This window comes from Pseudomonas asturiensis, assembly GCF_900143095.1.
In the GTDB taxonomy this organism is placed as follows: domain Bacteria; phylum Pseudomonadota; class Gammaproteobacteria; order Pseudomonadales; family Pseudomonadaceae; genus Aquipseudomonas; species Aquipseudomonas asturiensis.
On record NZ_FRDA01000006.1, the window covers coordinates 343,608 to 361,794 of the forward strand.

Here is an 18,187-nt window from a genome sequence, read left to right on the forward strand (position 1 = left end):
GCATCAACAGGCAGGGTTATTGGCACACCGCTTTGGCCTTGGAGAAGTTCGCCACCTTGCGCAGTTTGTCCACATCGAAGACTTCCACCTGCCCCTCGTCCAGACGCACGATCTTGCGGTCGTGCAGGTCCTGCAACACCTCAAGCAGCGCCGCAGGTGCAAGCGTGCGGGGCGACTGAAGCTCATCGAGCGTGATCAAACGCCGGGCATGGCTCAAGGGGCCGTAGCCCTCGCACAGCATCAACAACCGCCAGGCAACCCAGGGCCTGTCGGGCAACTGCTCCAGTTTTTCGGAGGACAGGATCGGCAAGCCCAGTTTCTGGCTGAGCAACCCTGCGAACGAGCGCCAGTAGGCCGGTTGCCGATCAAGCAATTCGACCAGTACCGGCTGAGGGACGTGAAGAAAGATGGTCTGGTCCAGTGACACCACATCGAGCCGGCGCGGCAGCCCGTCGAACAGCGACACCTCACCGAACCAGTACGGCAGCCGGACCGGCTCCAGACGAGGCACCAGCCGCTGCTCATGCGCATCGCCCACGCGTACATTGCCTTCGAGCAACACATAAAGGCCGCAGGGCGCAGCGCCCTTTTCGATCAAAGATTTCCCGGGGGTCTTGCGAACCTGGCGGGCCGCGTCCAGCAGGCTATCCTGCAAACCAGCAGGCAATTGAGAAAACCAGTAGTCAGACAGCAGTCTTGACCGCCAAAGCACTCCATTTGTCATGTTTGCTCCCTTTTTTTTCAGGCATTCGCGTCGCAGAATACGATTCGGCACTTGATCCGATCATCGTCTCAGGCAGGAATAATAATGAAAACCCTTGTCGATCATCTCAGCCAATATGCGTCTTACCACCGAGACTCGCGCAATATCGTGACCCACTTCATAGGCATCCCGCTGATTGTCCTGGCGGTTGCCGTGCTGTTGTCCCGGCCAGGCTGGGCGGTGGGCGGTCTCTGGGTGTCGCCTGCAGCACTGGTGGCACTGGCATCAACGGTTTTCTATCTGCGACTGGATCGTGTACTCGGCGTGGTAATGGCCGCGCTTTTGCTGCTGTGCATCTGGGCGGGGGCAAATCTGGCGCAACAGACAACCATGGTCTGGCTGAGTGCAGGCGTGGGCCTGTTTGTGATCGGCTGGATCATCCAGTTCATCGGCCATTATTACGAAGGCCGTAAACCGGCGTTCATCGACGACGTGACCGGCCTGATCATCGGCCCGCTGTTCGTGGTGGCAGAACTGGCATTTTTGATGGGCCTGCTCAAACCCTTGCAGCACGCCATCGAACAGCGCTCAGGCCCGGTGGGACGCAACGTGCGCAAGGCTGCGGTTTAAATCACAGCCAATGCACTGTGGGAGGCGGCGAGACAGCGCAGCCTCCCACAGGGTATGCACTCAATCAGAGCGCATGATCAGCTTGAGTGCCTCATAACTTCTGCCAGACCTTGGGCTTGAAGAACAGCGTTTCGCCCCTCGCCAGACCCACCAGACTGTCGTGATCCTTCACCACTTCGGCCTCGATCAGCTCGCCCTGCCCTTCGACCTTCAGCGTGACCCGCGTGGTCGCACCCAGCGGGCGAATGTCGCGGACTTCAGCGGCGTGGTGATCCTCCAGCTCCTGACGTGACAGAGACACTTCATGCGGACGGAACAACACATGGCCCTCGTCGCCCAGGCTCAGGCGATTGGAGTCGCCCAGGAAGTGGTAGACGAAGTCGTTGGACGGGTTCTCGTAGACTTCACCCGGCGAGCCGATCTGTTCGATCACGCCTTTGTTCATGACCACGATGCGGTCTGCTACTTCCATGGCCTCTTCCTGGTCGTGGGTCACGAATACCGAGGTCAGATTGATGTCTTCGTGCAGACGGGCCAGCCAGCGGCGCAGCTCCTTGCGGACCTTGGCGTCCAGCGCACCGAACGGCTCGTCCAGCAGCAACACCTTGGGCTCGACCGCCAGCGCGCGCGCCAAGGCAATGCGCTGGCGCTGACCACCGGAAAGCTGCTCGGGATAGCGGTCGGCCAGCCAGTCCAGTTGCACCATATTCAACAGCTCGTGGACTTTCTCGGCGATTCGCGTCTCGTTGGGACGCTCGCGCTTGGGCTTCATGCGCAGGCCGAACGCGACGTTGTCGAACACCGTCATGTGGCGGAACAATGCGTAGTGCTGGAACACGAACCCGACATTGCGATCACGCACATCATGCCCGGAGACGTCTTCGCCGTGGAACACGATGCTGCCCAGGTCCGGCGTTTCCAGACCCGCGATAATGCGCAGCAATGTCGTCTTGCCGCAGCCTGACGGGCCGAGCAAGGCGACCAGTTCGCCACTCTGGATGTCCAGATTGATGCTGTCCAAGGCCCGAAAGGCGTTGAAGTTCTTGCTGACGTTACGGACTTCGATCGACATGATTATTCCTCCGCCGCACTTTGGCGCAGACGGTTAATACGGGATTCGCTCCACTGCTTGAGCAGCAGGATGAACAGCGCCAGGACCAGCAACAGGCTCGCCACCGCGAAGGCTGCGACGTGGTTGTATTCGTTGTAGAGGATCTCGACATGCAGCGGCAGGGTGTTGGTGACGCCGCGAATATGGCCGGACACCACCGACACTGCGCCGAACTCACCCATCGCCCGCGCAGTACACAGCACCACGCCGTAGATCAGGCCCCACTTGATGTTGGGCACCGTGACGTGCCAGAACATCTGCCAGCCATTCGCGCCCAGCAGGCGCGCCGCCTCTTCTTCCTGCGTGCCCTGCTCCTGCATCAGCGGGATCAGTTCACGCGCCACGAACGGCACAGTGACGAAGATGGTCGCCAGCACAATGCCTGGCAGGGCGAAGACGATCTGGATGTCATGATCCTGCAACCACGGCCCGAACAGGCCCTGCGCGCCGAACATCAGCACGTAGACCAGACCCGCAATGACCGGCGACACCGAGAACGGCAGGTCGATCAGAGTGACCAGAATGCTCTTGCCGCGGAACGAGTACTTGCTCACGCACCACGCGGCGCTGACGCCGAACACCAGGTTGAGCGGCACCGAGATCAATACGGCGATGACGGTCAGCTTCAGCGCCGACAATGCATCCGGCTCAAGCACGGCCGCAAAGAACGCCCCCAGACCGTTTTTCAGGCCTTGCGAGACCACGATGAACAGCGGCAAGCCCAGAAAAGCAGCGAAGATCAGCCAGCCAAGACCGATCAGGATACGACGCGCTACAGCGTTGCCACGACGTGCGTCATTGGCGGAGGCCGCAGCGGATACTGATGAATAAGACATGCTCGCCTCCTCAGGATGGGGTTTCGATGCGCCGCTGCAGCAGGTTGATCAGCAGCAACAGGATGAAGGAAACCACCAGCATCAGAACGCCAATGGAGGTCGCGCCGGTGTAGTCGTACTGGTCGAGCTTGACCATGATCAACAGCGGCATGATTTCGGTTTTCATCGGCATGTTGCCCGCGATGAAAATGACCGAGCCGTACTCGCCCACGCCACGGGCGAATGCCAGGGCGAAACCGGTCAGCCAGGCAGGCAGCAGCGCAGGCACCAGAATATGGCGAAACACCTGCAGCGGACGCGCACCCAGGCAGGCGGCGGCTTCCTCGACTTCACGGGGGATATCGGCCAGCACCGGCTGAACCGTGCGCACCACGAAAGGCAACGTGACGAAGGTCAGCGCCAGGGTAATACCCAACGGGGTGTAGGCGATCTTGAAGCCCAGGTCGGTGGCGAACTGCCCGACCCAGCCGTTGGGCGCGTACAGCGCTGTCAGGGCGATACCGGCCACGGCGGTCGGCAGGGCGAATGGCAGGTCAATCATCGCATCGATGATCTTGCGGCCCGGGAAGGTGTAACGCACCAGAACCCAGGCCAGCAGCGTACCGATCACGCCATTGATGACGGCGGCGTAGAACGCAGTGCTGAAACTCAGTTTCAGCGCCGCCAGCACGCGGGGCGCGGTGATGATGGTCCAGAACTGATCCCAGGTGAGCTGTGACGCATGCACGAACATGGCGGCCAGCGGTATAAGCACAATCAGACTGAGGTACACCAAGGTGTAGCCCAGCGTCAGCCCGAAGCCGGGTATGACGGGGGAGATACGACGCGACATAAAAGTCCCTGGTTTCACTTGCACGAAGCCCGGACGTCGATCCGGGCTGTTTCAGCAACGTGCGATACCGCCTGCATGGGCGGTATCGTCACTCGGTTTACTGCGCTTGGTAAATCTGGTCGAACACGCCGCCGTCATTGAAGAACTTCGGCTGCGCAGTTTTCCAGCCGCCAAAGTCTTTGTCGATAGTCACCAGGTCCAGTTTCGGGAATTGCTTCTCGTATTTGGCTGCGACTTCTTCGTTACGTGGTCGGTAGAAATTTTTCGCAGCGATTTCCTGACCTTCCTTGCTGTACAGATGTTTCAGGTACTCGGTCGCGATGGCGGTGTTGCCCTTTTTCTCGGCGTTCTTGTCGACGACGGCCACCGGCGGCTCGGCCAGGATCGACAGCGAAGGCACGACGATGTCGAACTTGTCGGCGCCCCCGTCTTCTTTCAGCGCCAGAAACGCTTCGTTTTCCCAGGCCAGCAACACGTCACCCTGACCGTTGTTGACGAACGTGATGGTCGAACCGCGTGCACCGGTGTCCAGAACCGGTACGTGCTTGAACAGGGTCTGCACGTATTCCTTGGCCTTGGCTTCGTCGCCACCGCCCGCTTTCAGGCCATAGGCCCAGGCGGCCAGGAAGTTCCAGCGAGCGCCGCCTGAGGTTTTCGGGTTGGGCGTGATAACCGACACGTCTTTCTTGATCAGATCACCCCAGTCCTTGATGCCCTTGGGATTGCCCTTGCGCACCAGAAAAACGATGGTGGAGGTGTAAGGCGTGCTGGCATCCGGCAGACGGGTCTGCCAGTTTTCAGGCAAGGTCTTGCCCAGTCTGGCGATTTCATCGATATCACCCGCCAATGCCAGGGTCACGACGTCGGCGCGCAGGCCGTCGATCACGCCACGGGCCTGCTTGCCCGAACCGCCATGGGATTGCTGGATTTTCACGCTGTCATCGGGGTGAGTCTCTTTCCAGTGCTTGACGAATTCTGCGTTGTATTCCTGATACAGCTCACGCGTCGGGTCGTACGACACGTTGAGCAGCTCGTAGTCCTTGGCGACTGCGGAACCTGCAAATACGGCGCTGGCGAGCGCGGCCAGAGCAAAACGGCGAATGGACATAGGTGAAGCTCCTGGAAATTCTGTGTGTCGGCTTTTTTGATTTCTTCGTCGCACGCCAGGGCGATAGTCACATTGGCGCACTGCTTGTCAGGGTGCATCGCATCGCGTTAATTCGTCCGACGCTGCATCAGCTCGGCTTGTTAGCAGGGTTTTGCAAACGAAACTTTTCCTTGCGCTCGATCTGCACCACCTGTGCGTTGTGCACAGTGATTTCGACGGCGCCAAAACGCAGGTCACGCAACGCACTCTGAATTTCACGCAAAATTGCCGCTTCGTCCTGACCGTCAACACTACGTAGAGATGCGCTCATTATCGTATTCCTTGAATGTGTGAGCCTGCCGTCGCGACCGGGCGTTGGCGTATGGCGATGAGGCAATAGTAGTGAGGCGCGGATATTCTTAAAAAGACTATTTAAGAATGCAGATATAACCAAAAGAAATTAACGACTGCCAGGCATCGGCGCAGCGCGTTGCACGCCCCGCAAACCTGTGTTTCTGGCGCTTCCAGACAGTCAGAGGGTGGCGGCAACGAAGGCCGGGGCGTGCGTCCAGTCAATCGATTCAGGCGGCATGGGCCGCGCAAACCAGTAGCCCTGACCCAGCTCGCAGCCATTGTCCAGGAGGAAGGCCGCCTGATCTGCCTGCTCGATGCCTTCGGCCAGAACGCGCATGTTCATGCTGCCGGCAAGCCCGATGACCGCCCGGACAATCGCGATATCGTCCTCATCGCCCGGCAACCCGGCCACGAAACCCTGGTCGATTTTCAGTTTCTGGACCGGCATCCGCTTGAGCCTGAGTAACGAGGAATAACCGGTGCCGAAGTCATCGATGGCCAGGCTCAGGCCCAGTTCGCGCAGACGATGCAACTGCTCAATTGCCTGTTCCGGGTCATCCATGACCGCGCTTTCCGTCACTTCAAGCTCTAGAAAGGCGGGGTCAAGGCCCGTATCACGCAGGACGCGCGCCACCTGGTGATCCAGATCGCCCTGACTGAACAGCCGACTGGAGACATTCACCGCAACGAAATTGACCGCTGCACCGGACGCCAGCCAACGCTGCATCTGTCGGCACGCGGCGTCCAGCACCCAGGCATCGATATCGGCGATCAAACCGCTCTGCTCCGCGATGGGAATGAACTCGGCAGGTGAAACCATTCCGCGTGAAGGATGCTGCCAGCGCACCAGCGCCTCGACACCCACGATCCGGCACGTAGCAAGGTCGTGAACCGGCTGATAAAACACGCGCAATTCCTGCTGTTCGATGGCGCGACGCAACTCGCTGGCCAACTGCACCCGCTGGCGGGCGTGGGCCGTCAGCTCTTCGGTATACAGCGCATAGCCATCGCGCCCGTTACTCTTGGCCTTGAACAGCGCGGAATCGGCATTGCGCAGCAATTGCCCGTCAGTCAGCGCGTCACCGGGAAACAGACTGATGCCCAGACTGGCACTGATGAACAGTGGCTGGCCGTCGATGACGAACGGGGCTTTCATCAATTCGATCACCTGCTGCGCCAGCGCCGCCGCCTGCACCATCTGCTGGCAGTGTCTGGCCAGCAAGGCAAACTCGTCGCCGCCCAGCCTCGCCAGAGTCATGTCACTCTCCAGCAGCCCATTGAGGCGTTCGGCCACGGCCCGGAGCAGTTCATCGCCGGCACTGTGACCCAGGCTGTCGTTGATGATCTTGAAATGATCAAGATCGATCAGCAGCAACGCGCAGCCGCGCTTGCTGGAGCGCGCGGACACCAGCGCCTGGCTGATACGGTCGGTGAGCAACAAGCGATTGGGCAGGCCGGTCAAGGCGTCGTAATGGGCCAGTTGCGCCAGTTCACGCTCCGAGCGCTTGATCGCGGTCATGTCGGAGAATACCGCGACAAAATGCCGGGGCTGGCCATCGTCGCCCTTGATGCTGCGGATGGTCTGCCACTGCGGATAGACCTCTCCGCTTTTGCGCCGATTCCAGATTTCGCCGCTCCACTGTCCGGCACTGAGAATCGAGCGATACATCTGCCGGTAGAACTCAGGGCCGTGTCGGCCGGACTTGAACGTGCTGGGGTTGAAACCCAGCACCTCCTCCGGCTGATAGCCGGTGATGTCCACAAAGGCACGGTTGACGTGAACGATCCGGCCCTGGGCGTCGGTGACCAACACCCCTTCAAGGGTGCTGTCGAACACCGCTGCCGCCAGCCGCAGCCGGTCAAGGTCTTCCTGCCGACGCTCGGCCTGTGCCTTGCCGCCAATGGCCTTCATCAAACGGTCACGCGCAACGAAGAGCATGACCGCGCTCAGCAAGACCCATCCATAACCGCCTGTCCGCTGAGCGATGGCCAATTGGGCCGGATCTTCGATAAGACTCGGCAGCAGGCCGTCGCAGGCCACCAGCCACACAACGGACAGCAGGCCATAAAGAATGGCGGTCCGCAGCGCGCCGGACGTTGATTGCGTCATAAGAAAACTGACAACCTTACGAAAGCCAGGGATTATAGAACAAGAAACATCCTGCGACTCTTATCTAAAAGCGTGACTGGTTTTCTGTGGGATGTCAGTGATAATGCGTTTGTTACTTTTTTCTTCACGCGTATCTTTTCGAGGGCCAAACAGCCTATGTGGTACAACGGTTTGCTCGACCTTTCCGTCTGGCAGGTAATAGCAGTCACCCTGGCCATGACCCATGTGACCATTGTCGGCGTCACGGTCTATCTGCACCGCTACTCAGCTCACCGCTCCCTGGAACTCAATGCGGGGCTCAAGCACTTCTTCCGTTTCTGGCTGTGGCTGACCACAGCACAGAACACCCGCGAGTGGACCGCCATCCACCGCAAGCATCACGCAAAATGCGAAACCGTCGATGACCCGCACAGTCCGGTCGTCAAAGGGCTGTCGACCGTTCTGCGCAAGGGCGCCGAACTGTATCGCGAAGAAGCCCAGAACCAGGACACCCTGCGTATCTACGGCAAGAACTGCCCGGAGGACTGGATCGAGCGCAATCTGTACTCGCGCTACAAGCTGCTGGGTATCGCCCTGATGGCGGTCATCGACCTGGCGCTGTTCGGCGCCATCGGCATCACGGTCTGGGCCATCCAGATGATGTGGATTCCGTTCTGGGCGGCAGGCGTGGTCAACGGCCTGGGTCACGCGGTGGGTTATCGCAACTTCGAATGCCGTGATGCGGCGACCAACCTGGTGCCGTGGGGCATCATCATCGGTGGCGAAGAACTGCACAACAACCACCACACCTACCCCAACTCGGCCAAGCTGTCGGTCAAGCGCTGGGAGTTCGACATGGGCTGGGCGTGGATCCAGGTGTTCAGTTTCCTGCGTCTGGCCAAGGTTCAGCGTGTCGCGCCCATCGCCCACCGGGTTGAAGGCAAGGGTCATCTGGACATGGACACCGCGATGGCGATCCTCAACAACCGCTTCCAGATCATGGCCCAGTACCGCAATGTCGTGATCGGCCCGCTGGTCACTCAAGAGCTGGCCAAGGCCGACGCGTCGGTCCGTCACCAGTTCCATCGCGCCAAGCGCCTGCTATCGCGCGAGACCAGCCTGCTGGACGACAAGCACCACCTGCGCATCCAGACCATGCTGGAACACAGCCATGCCCTCAAGGTGATCTACGAAAAACGCCTGGCATTGCAGCAGATCTGGGCCAAGACCAGCAGCAACGGTCACGACATGTTGTCTGCCATGAAAGAGTGGATACATGAGGCCGAAGCCAGCGGCATTCAGTCACTGCGCGACTTCGCCGACCAGCTGAAAACCTATTCGCTGCGTCCGGCTCAGGCCTGACACCATTGATCGGCGCGCCCCCTGCTGGCGCGCCGTTTTCGGAACTTACCGCCTAAAAAAGCCTCTCATTCTCTTTCCCATACATGATCGGGAAAGGGTGCGGCACCTGCCGTACGCCGTTTGAGACATCGCCCTATGGATAAGCACAGCCCTACCGTTTCACCCGACGCCCCCATCCCCGAAATGCCCGCTGCCGCAGAGACCTTACTGGCCCTGATGCACGCGCAGGCCGAAGTGGCGCGGCTGAGCGAACGCGAACAACTGTTCAGCTCGCTGCTCGTCAGCGTCAATGCGGTGCTGTGGGCGTTCGACTGGGAAACCCAGCGCATGATCTATGTCAGCCCTGCCTACGAGCGCATCTTTGGACGCTCTGCGGGGCTGCTGCTGGCGGATTACAGCGAGTGGCGCGACAGCATCTACCCGGACGATCTCAATTATGCCGAGCGCAGCCTGAGCGAAGTGATCGAAAAGGGCGCCATTGAAGACCGCGAGTACCGGATCATCCGCGCCGACGGCGAGGTGCGCTGGCTGAGCGACAAGTGTTTTGTCAGCCGCAAGGCCGATGATGCCCAGCGCCTGATCGTGGTAGGCATCGCCGAAGACATCACCGAAAAGAAGCACCTCGAAGACGAACTGCAGCGCCTGGCAACCACCGATGTGCTGACCCAGAGCAGCAACCGTCGGCACTTCTTCGAATGCGCGCAGCGGGAGTTCGAACTGGCGCGCCTCAATGGCACGCCGCTGGCGTTTCTGTTGCTGGACATCGATGACTTCAAGCTGGTGAACGACACCTACGGGCACCAGGAAGGCGACACTGTACTGCAACGGATTGCGGAAAGCGGTCGCTCTGCCCTCAGGCGTGCGGACCTGTTTGGACGCATTGGTGGCGAAGAATTCGCGGCAGTGTTCCCCGGCTGTGCCCCGGAAATGGCCATGCAGATCGCCGAGCGCCTGCAACGTGAGATCCAGCGCCAGAGCTTCCAGTGCGGCAACAGCACCTTCAGCATCACCGCCAGCCAGGGCCTGACCAACCTCAGCAAGGACGACCACAGCCTGGAAGCTCTCTACGGCCGCGCAGACGCTGCGATGTACCAGGCCAAGCGTCAGGGCAAGAATCAGATCGTACTGGCCTGACCTGATCGCTCCCACGCGCGGGAACGATCATCAGGGCTTGGGCGCTGTGCTAAAAGTCGGCGAACACAGCCACTTTTTCGTGTAAAGCCTAAACCGCCATCGGCGCCGTCATCGCCGGGTGGTGCTCGTAGCCTTCCAGCGAGAAATCCGACGGCTCGATCAGTTCCAGCCACTCCGGCTGATACACACCCGTCTTGGCAAACTCCGGCACACGGTCAGAGATTTTCAGCTTCGGCATCGGGAACGGCTCGCGGGTGAGCTGCTCGTTGAGCATGTCCAGATGGTTCTCGTAGACGTGGGCGTCGCCGATGAAATAGGTAAACCAGCGCGGTGTGTAGCCTGTCAGGCGGCCGATCAGGCTCAGCAAGGCAGCGCCCTCGGTGAGGTTGAACGGTGTGCCCAGACCCAGATCGTTCGAGCGAATGTAGAGCGTCAGCGAGATTTCACGCGTCTGCGGGTTCGGGTGCAACTGGTAGAGCAGATGGCACGGCGGCAGCGCCATTTCATCGAGCTGTGCGCAGTTCCAGCCGTGGAACAGAATCCGGCGACTGCCCGGATCGTTGATGATGGTGTCGACGCACTGACGAATCTGGTCGATGGCCTTGTACAGCACCACGAACGCCTGGCCGTCTTCTTCGGACTCGGCAATCTGCCGATAACCCTGACTGAGCGCCAGCTCGATAGCCGCGACATTGGCCGCATCGATACGCTTGTAGGCGGGCCATTTGCGCCATTGCACGCCATATACCTCGCCCAGATCGTCTTCGCCTTTACGGAACGGGTTGTTCAGCCACTGAGCGTTTTCGTTGGCGTTCTGGTCCCAGACCTTGCAGCCCAGTTCGCGAAATTCGGCCGCATTGCTCACGCCGCGCAGGAAACCGACCATCTCGCCAATGGCCGACTTGAACGCCATGCGACGCGTGGTGATCGCCGGGAAACCTTCCTGCAAGTCATAACGCAGCATCGCACCCGGAAAGCTGATGGTGTTCACGCCCGTACGGTTGGACTGCAACGTCCCGTGCTTGATCACGTGAGCGACGAGTTCCAGATATTGCTTCATAAATCACCTGCATTGGTGAAAGCGCCGGGCGTGTTTCCCGGCGTTTCGGTGTTAGACCGCTGCGTTGGTCGCTGCGGGAGCGCGCTTGTAGGCCAGCCAGATCAGGAACAGACCGGCAATGATCATCGGCAGACTCAGGATCTGACCCATGGTGACCCAGCCCCACGCCAGATAGCCCAGCTGTGCATCCGGCACGCGGACGAACTCGACCACGAAACGGAAAATGCCATAAAACAACGCGAACATGCCGGAAACGGCCATGGTCGGGCGAGGTTTGCGCGCATAGAGATTGAGAATGATGAACAGTGCCACACCTTCCAGCGCGAACTGGTACAGCTGCGACGGATGGCGCGCCAGCTGCGCAGGGTCGCTGAACGGCGGGAACACCATGGCCCACGGCACGTCGGTCGGCTTGCCCCACAATTCGGCGTTGATGAAGTTGCCGATGCGTCCGGCGCCCAGACCAATCGGCACCAGTGGTGCGACGAAATCCATCAGCTGGAAGAAGCTTTTGCCGTTGCGCTTGCCGAACCACCAGGCCGCGATCATGACACCGACAAAGCCACCGTGGAACGCCATGCCGCCCTTCCACACCTCGAAGATGAGCAACGGATTGGCGATATAGGCCGACAGGTCGTAGAACAACACGTAGCCCAGCCGTCCGCCGACGATCACGCCCATGGCCAGCCAGAAAATCAGGTCGGAAAGCTTTTCCTTGGTCCAGGTCGGGTCGAACGCGTTCAAGCGACGCGAAGCCAGCAGCCAGGCGCCGCCGATGCCGACCAGGTACATCAAACCGTACCAGTGAATTTGCAGCGGGCCGATGGCGACAGCCACCGGGTCAATCTGCGGGTAAGGCAGCATTGCGAATCCTCAATTGGAACGCCCTTGCGGGCGACTGAATCAGGCGGGCATGTTACCGGACCCCGGCCGGTTGCTCTAGCAGACACCGATCAAAGCTGCGTACAGTTCAGGAAAAAGGAGAACCGAATGTGTCTGATCGTATTCGCCTGGCGCCCGTCCAAGGCTCAGTCGCTGATTGTGGCGGCCAATCGTGACGAATTCTATGCCCGGCCTACCCGGCCACTGAGCCAGTGGGAAGACATGCCGAACCTCTATGCAGGCCGGGACCTCGAAGCAGGTGGCACCTGGATGGGCATCAGTGCTCAGGGGCGCTTTGCCGCTGTGACCAATATTCGTGATCCGGGCCAGACGCTGGGCCTTCGCTCCCGGGGCGAGCTGGTCGCGAAGTTTCTGGCGGGCGAGCAATCACCTGACGATTACGTGGCCGAAATGGCTGTGAGGGCGGGTGAGTACGCTGGATTCAACCTGCTGGCGGGTGACGCAAGGCAGTTGTATTTCCTGAACTCGGCCGACCCGATGCCTCGGTTACTGGGTGAAGGTGTGTACGGGCTGTCCAATGCAGGACTGGACACACCCTGGCCCAAGCTGCTCAAGGCCAGGGCAGCGCTGACGGCGCAGCTGGATGACCCGCAGCCTGAGGCGTTGCTGAAGCTGCTGCGCGATGCCGAGCCCGCCGCCGACACTGAGCTGCCTGAAACGGGGGTTGGCCTGGTGACCGAGAAGCTGCTGTCCAGCGTATTCATCGCCAGCCCCAACTATGGCACCCGCGCCAGCACCGTACTGATCGTCAATGCTGACGGCACGCGACAGATGATCGAACACAGCTTCGGGCCGCAGGGTGGACAGTTGGGTGAAGTTGAACTGAGGGTTTAGCAGATGCGGAGCGCCTTGGGAGGCTCCGCCACATCCTCGACGTAGCGCTGTCGCGCAGCAAACACCGCGCGTCGTGGGAGCGGACTTGTCCGCGAATGCAGTATTTCAGCGACTGAATCTGCATCGGATGTACCGGCCTTTTCGCGGACAAGTCCGCTCCCACACATTGAGCTTCGTCAGTGTTTAACAGGTTGTTTAATAAGGCTTTTCCTGAAGATCACTGCTGTACACAAGTCTGCCTCGATACTGATCATGCCCGTCGCTCCGCATCACACTCGAGAGCGGACGCGGAGCGCCTTGGGCGGCGTACCACGCAGGAGCGGAGCGATCAGACGATCAATAGACCCTAGTGCCCCTTCACGGACCCCGGGTTGATCATCCGCGACAGGCCCAGGTTCTTCAGCGCCAGTTGCAGCGAGCTGCTGATCACTTGCGGGTTGTCGTTGGTCATCAGTTGCGCCAGCAAATCCTTGGCCTTGCTGAGATTGATCTGACGCAGCATCCACTTCACTTTCGGCAGGTTGGTGGCGTTCATCGACAGGCTGTCGAAGCCCATCGCCATCAACAGCACGGCCGCTGCAGGGTCACCGGCCATTTCACCGCAGATACTGACCGGCTTGCCCTCGGCGTGAGCGTCACGCACCACGCTTTGCAACGCCTGCAGCACCGCCGGATGCAGGTAATCGTAGAGGTCGGCCACACGTGGGTTGTTGCGGTCGACAGCGAGCAGGTACTGGGTCAGGTCGTTGGAGCCGACCGACAGGAAGTCCACTTGACGGGCCAGATCGCGGGTCTGGTAGACCGCTGCCGGGACTTCGATCATCACGCCCACCGGCGGCATCGGCACGTCGGTGCCTTCGTCACGCACCTCGCCCCAGGCGCGGTGGATCAGGTGCAGTGCCTCTTCGACCTCATGGGTGCTGGAGATCATCGGCAACAGAATGCGCAGGTTGTTCAGGCCCTCGCTGGCCTTGAGCATGGCGCGGGTCTGGACCAGGAAGATTTCCGGGTGATCGAGGGTGACGCGAATGCCGCGCCAGCCCAGAAACGGGTTGTCTTCCTTGATCGGGAAATACGACAGCGACTTGTCACCACCGATGTCCAGGCTGCGCATGGTCACCGGCAGCGGATGGAACGCGGCCAGTTGTTCGCGATAGATCGCCAGTTGCTCTTTTTCACTGGGAAAGCGCTGGTTGATCATGAACGGCACTTCGGTGCGATACAGGCCAACACCTTCGGCCCCACGCTGTTGCGCCCGCGCCACGTCGGCCAGCAGGCCGGTGTTGACCCAAAGCGGCATGCGGTGGCCGTCGAGTGTCACGCACGGCAGCTCACGCAGCGCATCGAGGCCTTGGGAAAGCTGTCGCTCCTCCTCGACCACCTTGCCGAACTGCTTGCGCATGATGTCGCTGGGGTTGGTGAACACCTCGCCGTGGTAGCCGTCGACAATCAGGTCGATGCCATCGACCTTGGAGTACGGGAAGTCCACCAGGCCCATGACCGTCGGAATGCCCATGGCCCGGGCCAGAATCGCCACGTGGGAGTTACCCGAACCCTGCACCGAGACCAGACCGACCAGCTTGCCTTCCGGCACTTCGCCCAGCATGGCCGGGGAAAGCTCTTCGCTGACCAGAATCGTGTTGTCGGGGTAGACCAGCGCCTGTTGCCGCGCTTCCTGAAGGTAGGCCAGCAGACGGCGGCCCAGGTCCTTGACGTCCGACGCCCGCTCGCGCAGGTAGGCGTCGTCCATCAGCTCGAAACGTTTGACGTGTTCGTTGACCACCGAGCGCAACGCGCCCTGCGCCCATTGGCCGGTCTTGATAACGTTGGTGACTTCGCTGCCCAGGGACGCATCGTCGAGCATCATCAGGTAGACGTCGAACAGGGCGCGCTCTTCAGGGCGCAACTGCGTGGCGAGCTTGGCGGACAGGGTGCGCATGTCATTGCGCACGCCTTCCAGCGCATTCTGAAACAGCGCCAGTTCCGCTGCGATGTCCGTGACCGTCTTGTCCGGCACCACTTCCAGGTCGGCAGGCGGCAACATGACCACGGCCACGCCGACTGCAGCGCCGGGCGAACCGGCCACGCCGACGAACTTGGCTTCCTGAATACCCTTGCCCTGACGACCCAGACCGCGGATCGAGCCAGTGGCTTCAGCATGGGCAATAACGCCCGCCAGTTGCGCGCTCATGGTGACCAGAAAGGCTTCTTCGCCCTCGTCGAACTGGCGACGCTCCTTTTGCTGGATGACCAACACCCCGACTACACGGCGGTGGTGGATGATCGGCGCGCCGAGGAACGATGCGTAACGCTCTTCACCGGTTTCGGCGAAGTAGCGATAACGGGGGTGATCGGCTGCGTTTTCAAGGTTCAGCGGTTCTTCGCGCGTACCGACCAGACCCACGAGGCCTTCGTTCGGCGCCATGCTGACCTTGCCGATAGACCGTTTGTTGAGGCCTTCGGAGGCCATCAGCACAAAACGGTTGGCTTCGGCATCGAGCAGGTAGACCGAGCAGACCTGGCTGCCCATGGCCTCCTTGACGCGTAACACAATAATGCCCAACGCCGCCTTGAGATCCTTGGCGGAGTTAACTTCCTGGACGATCTTGCGCAGCGTATTGAGCATGGCTCGGGGTCGAACTCCGTGTCAGTCGCGCGATAAAAGGCGCGGGGCAAGCTCTTTGAGTGCGCGTCGATACACCTCGCGCTTGAATGTCACCACCTGGCCTAACGGATACCAATAACTGACCCAGCGCCAGCCATCGAACTCCGGTTTCCCGGTCAAATCCATCCGCACCCGCTGCTCGTTGGAGATCAGGCGCAGGAGAAACCACTTCTGCTTCTGGCCGATGCACAGCGGTTGGCTGTGGGTACGCACCAGTCGTTGCGGCAGACGATAACGCAACCAGCCCCGAGTGCAGGCAAGTATTTGCACATCGTGTCGTTCGAGCCCGACTTCTTCATTCAACTCACGATACAGCGCGTCTTCCGGCGTCTCCTGTGGGTTGATTCCCCCTTGTGGAAACTGCCAGGCGTCCTGATTGATGCGTCGGGCCCATAGGACCTGACCGGCATCGTTTGTCAGAATAATCCCGACATTAGGACGGAAACCATCGGGGTCGATCACGGCAACAACCTCGCAGACGCATGTCGCCGCATTGTTCCACAAAGGCGATCAAACCAGCAACGAGGCTTATCACCTTATGTGAAGACTTGTGAAAACCTCGTATTCTGGGGCTCTTTTTTCAGCTAATTCAGCGAGTAACCGCATGCGCCTGGCTTTATTCGACCTCGACAACACACTTCTGGGTGGCGACAGCGATCACGCCTGGGGCGATTATCTGTGCCAACGTGGCATCCTTGATACCGCGTCCTACAAGACACGCAACGATGAGTTCTATCAGGATTATCTGGCCGGCACGTTAAACATGACCGACTACCTGAACTTCACGCTGGAGATTCTCGGGGCGACCGAGATGGATCAGTTGGCGCAATGGCACCGCGAGTTCATGCGCGATTGCATCGAACCGATGATGCTGCCCAAGGCCATGGAGCTGATTGGCAAGCACCGCGAGGCGGGCGACAAGCTGGTGGTGATCACTGCGACCAACCGCTTCGTGACCGCGCCCATCGTGGAGCGACTGGGGATTGAAACGCTGCTGGCCACTGAATGCGAAATGGTCGATGGCCGTTATACCGGCCGCACCACGGGCATTCCGTGCTTTCGCGAGGGCAAGGTGACGCGCCTCAATCTGTGGCTGCAGGAGCATGCGTTCAGCCTGGAAGACAGTTATTTCTACAGCGACTCGATGAACGACCTGCCGCTGCTGGAGCAGGTGGCCAATCCGGTGGCGGTCGATCCTGACGCGAAGCTGCGCGCCGAAGCCGAGCAACGCGGCTGGCCGGTGATTACGCTGCGCAATTGATTGCGTCGATGATCACGCCGGTTTGAAGCCCATCAAACCGGCGATCACCACGAAACACACGCCGCTGACAACGGCCAGGGCGAGCGTGAAACCACGCCTGCCGGCTGTGCCGCCCAGGCGCAAACGGTTGAGCCTCGTCACCAGCCAGACCCAACTGAACAGGCCCACGGTGTACAGCACGCTGCTGCCCAGCACCCAGGTCTGACCCAGCGATAACCCCACGGTGTGCACCAGCCACCAGCCGCTGAACGGCAGAATCGCCAGACACACCGCCATCAGCAGCCAGAAAAACAGCAGCGGGCGCTTGAGCAGGCGCATCTGAATGGTCGCATCCCCCTCAAGACGCACCTTGATGACGCCGCTGGCCAGCAACAGAATGCTGAGCAGCAGTAGCGTGAGCGCAGCAATGTGCAGGGTTTTCAGGGCCGTGACGGGTTCCATTACAGGGTCTTCCTCTTGAATCGGGGCAAGTTGAGTCTAGCAGTTCGTCCTGCGGGGTCAGGCGCCAGGCGTCAGCCCAAAAACAACCGATACGCCGGGTTCTCGCTTTCATCCCAGTAGGGATAACCAATCTCGGTCAGCGCCTGGTTTACCAGGTGCCGCTCGTCCTCCGGCACCACCAACCCTGCGACCACCCGTCCATCCGCTGCGCCATGGTTGCGGTAATGGAACATCGAGATCGTCCAGCGTCCGCCCAGGCGGTTGAGGAAGTCGAACAGCGCGCCGGGACGCTCGGGGAATTCGAAGCGCAGCACCACTTCATCGCTGACCCGCTCGGCGTGCCCGCCCACCATGTGGCGGATGTGCAGCTTGGCCAGTTCGTTGTCGGTCAGGTCCAGCACCGGAAAACCTTGCCCGGTCAGGCTGGCGATCAGCGCGCGGCGCGGATCATTCTCCGGGTGGGTCTGCACGCCGACGAAGATGTGGGCTTCACGGTCGGTGTGGTAGCGGTAGTTGAATTCGGTGATCTGCCGTTTGCCGATGGCCTCGCAGAACGCCTTGAAGCTGCCCGGCTGCTCGGGGATGGTCACGGCGATGATCGCCTCGCGGCCTTCGCCCAGTTCGGCGCGTTCGGCCACGTGACGCAGGCGGTCGAAGTTGACGTTGGCCCCGGAATCGATCGCCACCAGGGTCTGGCCGCTGATCCCGCGCTGCTCGACGTATTTCTTGATCCCGGCCACGCCCAGCGCGCCGGACGGTTCGGTGATGGAACGGGTGTCGTCGTAGATGTCCTTGATGGCCGCGCAGATCTCGTCGGTGCTGACGGTGATCACTTCGTCCACGTAATGGCGGCAGACCTCGAAGGTGTGATGACCGATCTGCGCC

At 60.5% G+C, this 18,187-nt stretch carries 18 protein-coding genes; 5 read left to right on the forward strand and 13 right to left on the reverse strand.

Annotation, left to right across the window (positions count from 1 at the left end; all coding sequences use genetic code 11):
• Nucleotides 1-16: 16 nt before the first annotated feature.
• Complete coding sequence (locus BUB69_RS13815; protein WP_073167593.1) at nt 17-724, reverse strand: Crp/Fnr family transcriptional regulator; 708 nt, start codon at nt 722-724, stop codon at nt 17-19.
• An 84-nt stretch (nt 725-808) separates the two neighbouring features.
• Between BUB69_RS13815 and BUB69_RS13820 the strand changes: the two genes are divergently transcribed.
• On the forward strand, nt 809-1,333 hold the full coding sequence (locus tag BUB69_RS13820; protein WP_073167597.1) for an Mpo1 family 2-hydroxy fatty acid dioxygenase: 525 nt from the start codon (nt 809-811) through the stop codon (nt 1,331-1,333).
• A gap of 91 nt (nt 1,334-1,424) precedes the next feature.
• Here the strand turns inward: BUB69_RS13820 and BUB69_RS13825 are convergent, their stop codons facing one another.
• The 6 genes from BUB69_RS13825 to dibA all read right to left on the reverse strand — a co-directional run bounded on the left by BUB69_RS13825 (nt 1,425) and on the right by dibA (nt 7,663).
• On the reverse strand, nt 1,425-2,405 hold the full coding sequence (locus BUB69_RS13825) for a sulfate/molybdate ABC transporter ATP-binding protein (RefSeq protein ID WP_024685277.1): 981 nt from the start codon (nt 2,403-2,405) through the stop codon (nt 1,425-1,427).
• Nucleotides 2,406-2,407: 2 nt separating this feature from the next.
• A complete protein-coding gene (cysW, locus tag BUB69_RS13830) occupies nt 2,408-3,280 on the reverse strand; it encodes a sulfate ABC transporter permease subunit CysW (protein ID WP_073167601.1) in 873 nt (290 codons plus the stop codon).
• 10 nt (nt 3,281-3,290) lie between these two features.
• Nucleotides 3,291-4,112, reverse strand: coding sequence for a sulfate ABC transporter permease subunit CysT (gene cysT, locus BUB69_RS13835; protein ID WP_073167604.1), 822 nt, complete (start codon nt 4,110-4,112; stop codon nt 3,291-3,293).
• 97 nt (nt 4,113-4,209) lie between these two features.
• Nucleotides 4,210-5,220: a sulfate ABC transporter substrate-binding protein gene (locus BUB69_RS13840; RefSeq protein WP_073167607.1), complete on the reverse strand. Its 1,011-nt coding sequence runs from the start codon at nt 5,218-5,220 to the stop codon at nt 4,210-4,212.
• 127 nt (nt 5,221-5,347) lie between these two features.
• Nucleotides 5,348-5,530 carry a sulfur starvation response protein OscA gene (oscA, locus tag BUB69_RS13845; protein ID WP_024685281.1) on the reverse strand — a complete coding sequence of 61 codons (183 nt, stop codon included), beginning with the start codon at nt 5,528-5,530 and terminating at the stop codon, nt 5,348-5,350.
• A 201-nt stretch (nt 5,531-5,731) separates the two neighbouring features.
• Nucleotides 5,732-7,663, reverse strand: a complete 1,932-nt coding sequence (gene dibA, locus BUB69_RS13850; RefSeq protein WP_073167610.1) for a phosphodiesterase DibA — start codon at nt 7,661-7,663, stop codon at nt 5,732-5,734.
• A 156-nt stretch (nt 7,664-7,819) separates the two neighbouring features.
• On the opposite strand from dibA, the gene desA reads away from it, so the two are divergent.
• A complete protein-coding gene (gene desA / locus BUB69_RS13855) occupies nt 7,820-9,004 on the forward strand; it encodes a delta-9 fatty acid desaturase DesA (protein ID WP_073167613.1) in 1,185 nt (394 codons plus the stop codon).
• 135 nt (nt 9,005-9,139) lie between these two features.
• A complete protein-coding gene (locus tag BUB69_RS13860; protein WP_073167617.1) occupies nt 9,140-10,138 on the forward strand; it encodes a GGDEF domain-containing protein in 999 nt (332 codons plus the stop codon).
• 88 nt (nt 10,139-10,226) lie between these two features.
• On the opposite strand, the gene BUB69_RS13865 is transcribed toward BUB69_RS13860, so the two are convergent.
• Both BUB69_RS13865 and lgt read right to left on the reverse strand, forming a co-directional pair.
• Complete coding sequence (locus BUB69_RS13865) at nt 10,227-11,198, reverse strand: thymidylate synthase (RefSeq protein ID WP_073167620.1); 972 nt, start codon at nt 11,196-11,198, stop codon at nt 10,227-10,229.
• A gap of 51 nt (nt 11,199-11,249) precedes the next feature.
• Nucleotides 11,250-12,062 carry a prolipoprotein diacylglyceryl transferase gene (gene lgt, locus BUB69_RS13870; protein ID WP_073167623.1) on the reverse strand — a complete coding sequence of 271 codons (813 nt, stop codon included), beginning with the start codon at nt 12,060-12,062 and terminating at the stop codon, nt 11,250-11,252.
• A 126-nt stretch (nt 12,063-12,188) separates the two neighbouring features.
• Here lgt and BUB69_RS13875 point away from each other — a divergent pair, with 126 nt between their 5' ends.
• Nucleotides 12,189-12,935, forward strand: coding sequence for an NRDE family protein (locus BUB69_RS13875; protein WP_073167625.1), 747 nt, complete (start codon nt 12,189-12,191; stop codon nt 12,933-12,935).
• A gap of 346 nt (nt 12,936-13,281) precedes the next feature.
• Here BUB69_RS13875 and ptsP read toward each other — a convergent pair whose 3' ends face one another.
• Both ptsP and BUB69_RS13885 read right to left on the reverse strand, forming a co-directional pair.
• Nucleotides 13,282-15,561, reverse strand: a complete 2,280-nt coding sequence (gene ptsP, locus BUB69_RS13880) for a phosphoenolpyruvate--protein phosphotransferase (protein WP_024685190.1) — start codon at nt 15,559-15,561, stop codon at nt 13,282-13,284.
• A 21-nt stretch (nt 15,562-15,582) separates the two neighbouring features.
• Nucleotides 15,583-16,062, reverse strand: a complete 480-nt coding sequence (locus BUB69_RS13885; RefSeq protein WP_002555745.1) for an RNA pyrophosphohydrolase — start codon at nt 16,060-16,062, stop codon at nt 15,583-15,585.
• Nucleotides 16,063-16,204: 142 nt separating this feature from the next.
• Between BUB69_RS13885 and BUB69_RS13890 the strand changes: the two genes are divergently transcribed.
• Complete coding sequence (locus BUB69_RS13890) at nt 16,205-16,861, forward strand: histidinol-phosphatase (RefSeq protein WP_073167628.1); 657 nt, start codon at nt 16,205-16,207, stop codon at nt 16,859-16,861.
• A 12-nt stretch (nt 16,862-16,873) separates the two neighbouring features.
• Here the strand turns inward: BUB69_RS13890 and BUB69_RS13895 are convergent, their stop codons facing one another.
• Together BUB69_RS13895 and BUB69_RS13900 are read right to left on the reverse strand one after the other, a co-directional pair.
• Nucleotides 16,874-17,302, reverse strand: a complete 429-nt coding sequence (locus BUB69_RS13895) for a DUF2269 family protein (RefSeq protein WP_073167631.1) — start codon at nt 17,300-17,302, stop codon at nt 16,874-16,876.
• Between the two features lie 71 nt (nt 17,303-17,373).
• The coding region (locus tag BUB69_RS13900) for a pyridoxal-phosphate dependent enzyme (RefSeq protein ID WP_245825283.1) at nt 17,374-18,187 on the reverse strand (814 nt) is incomplete at its 5' end.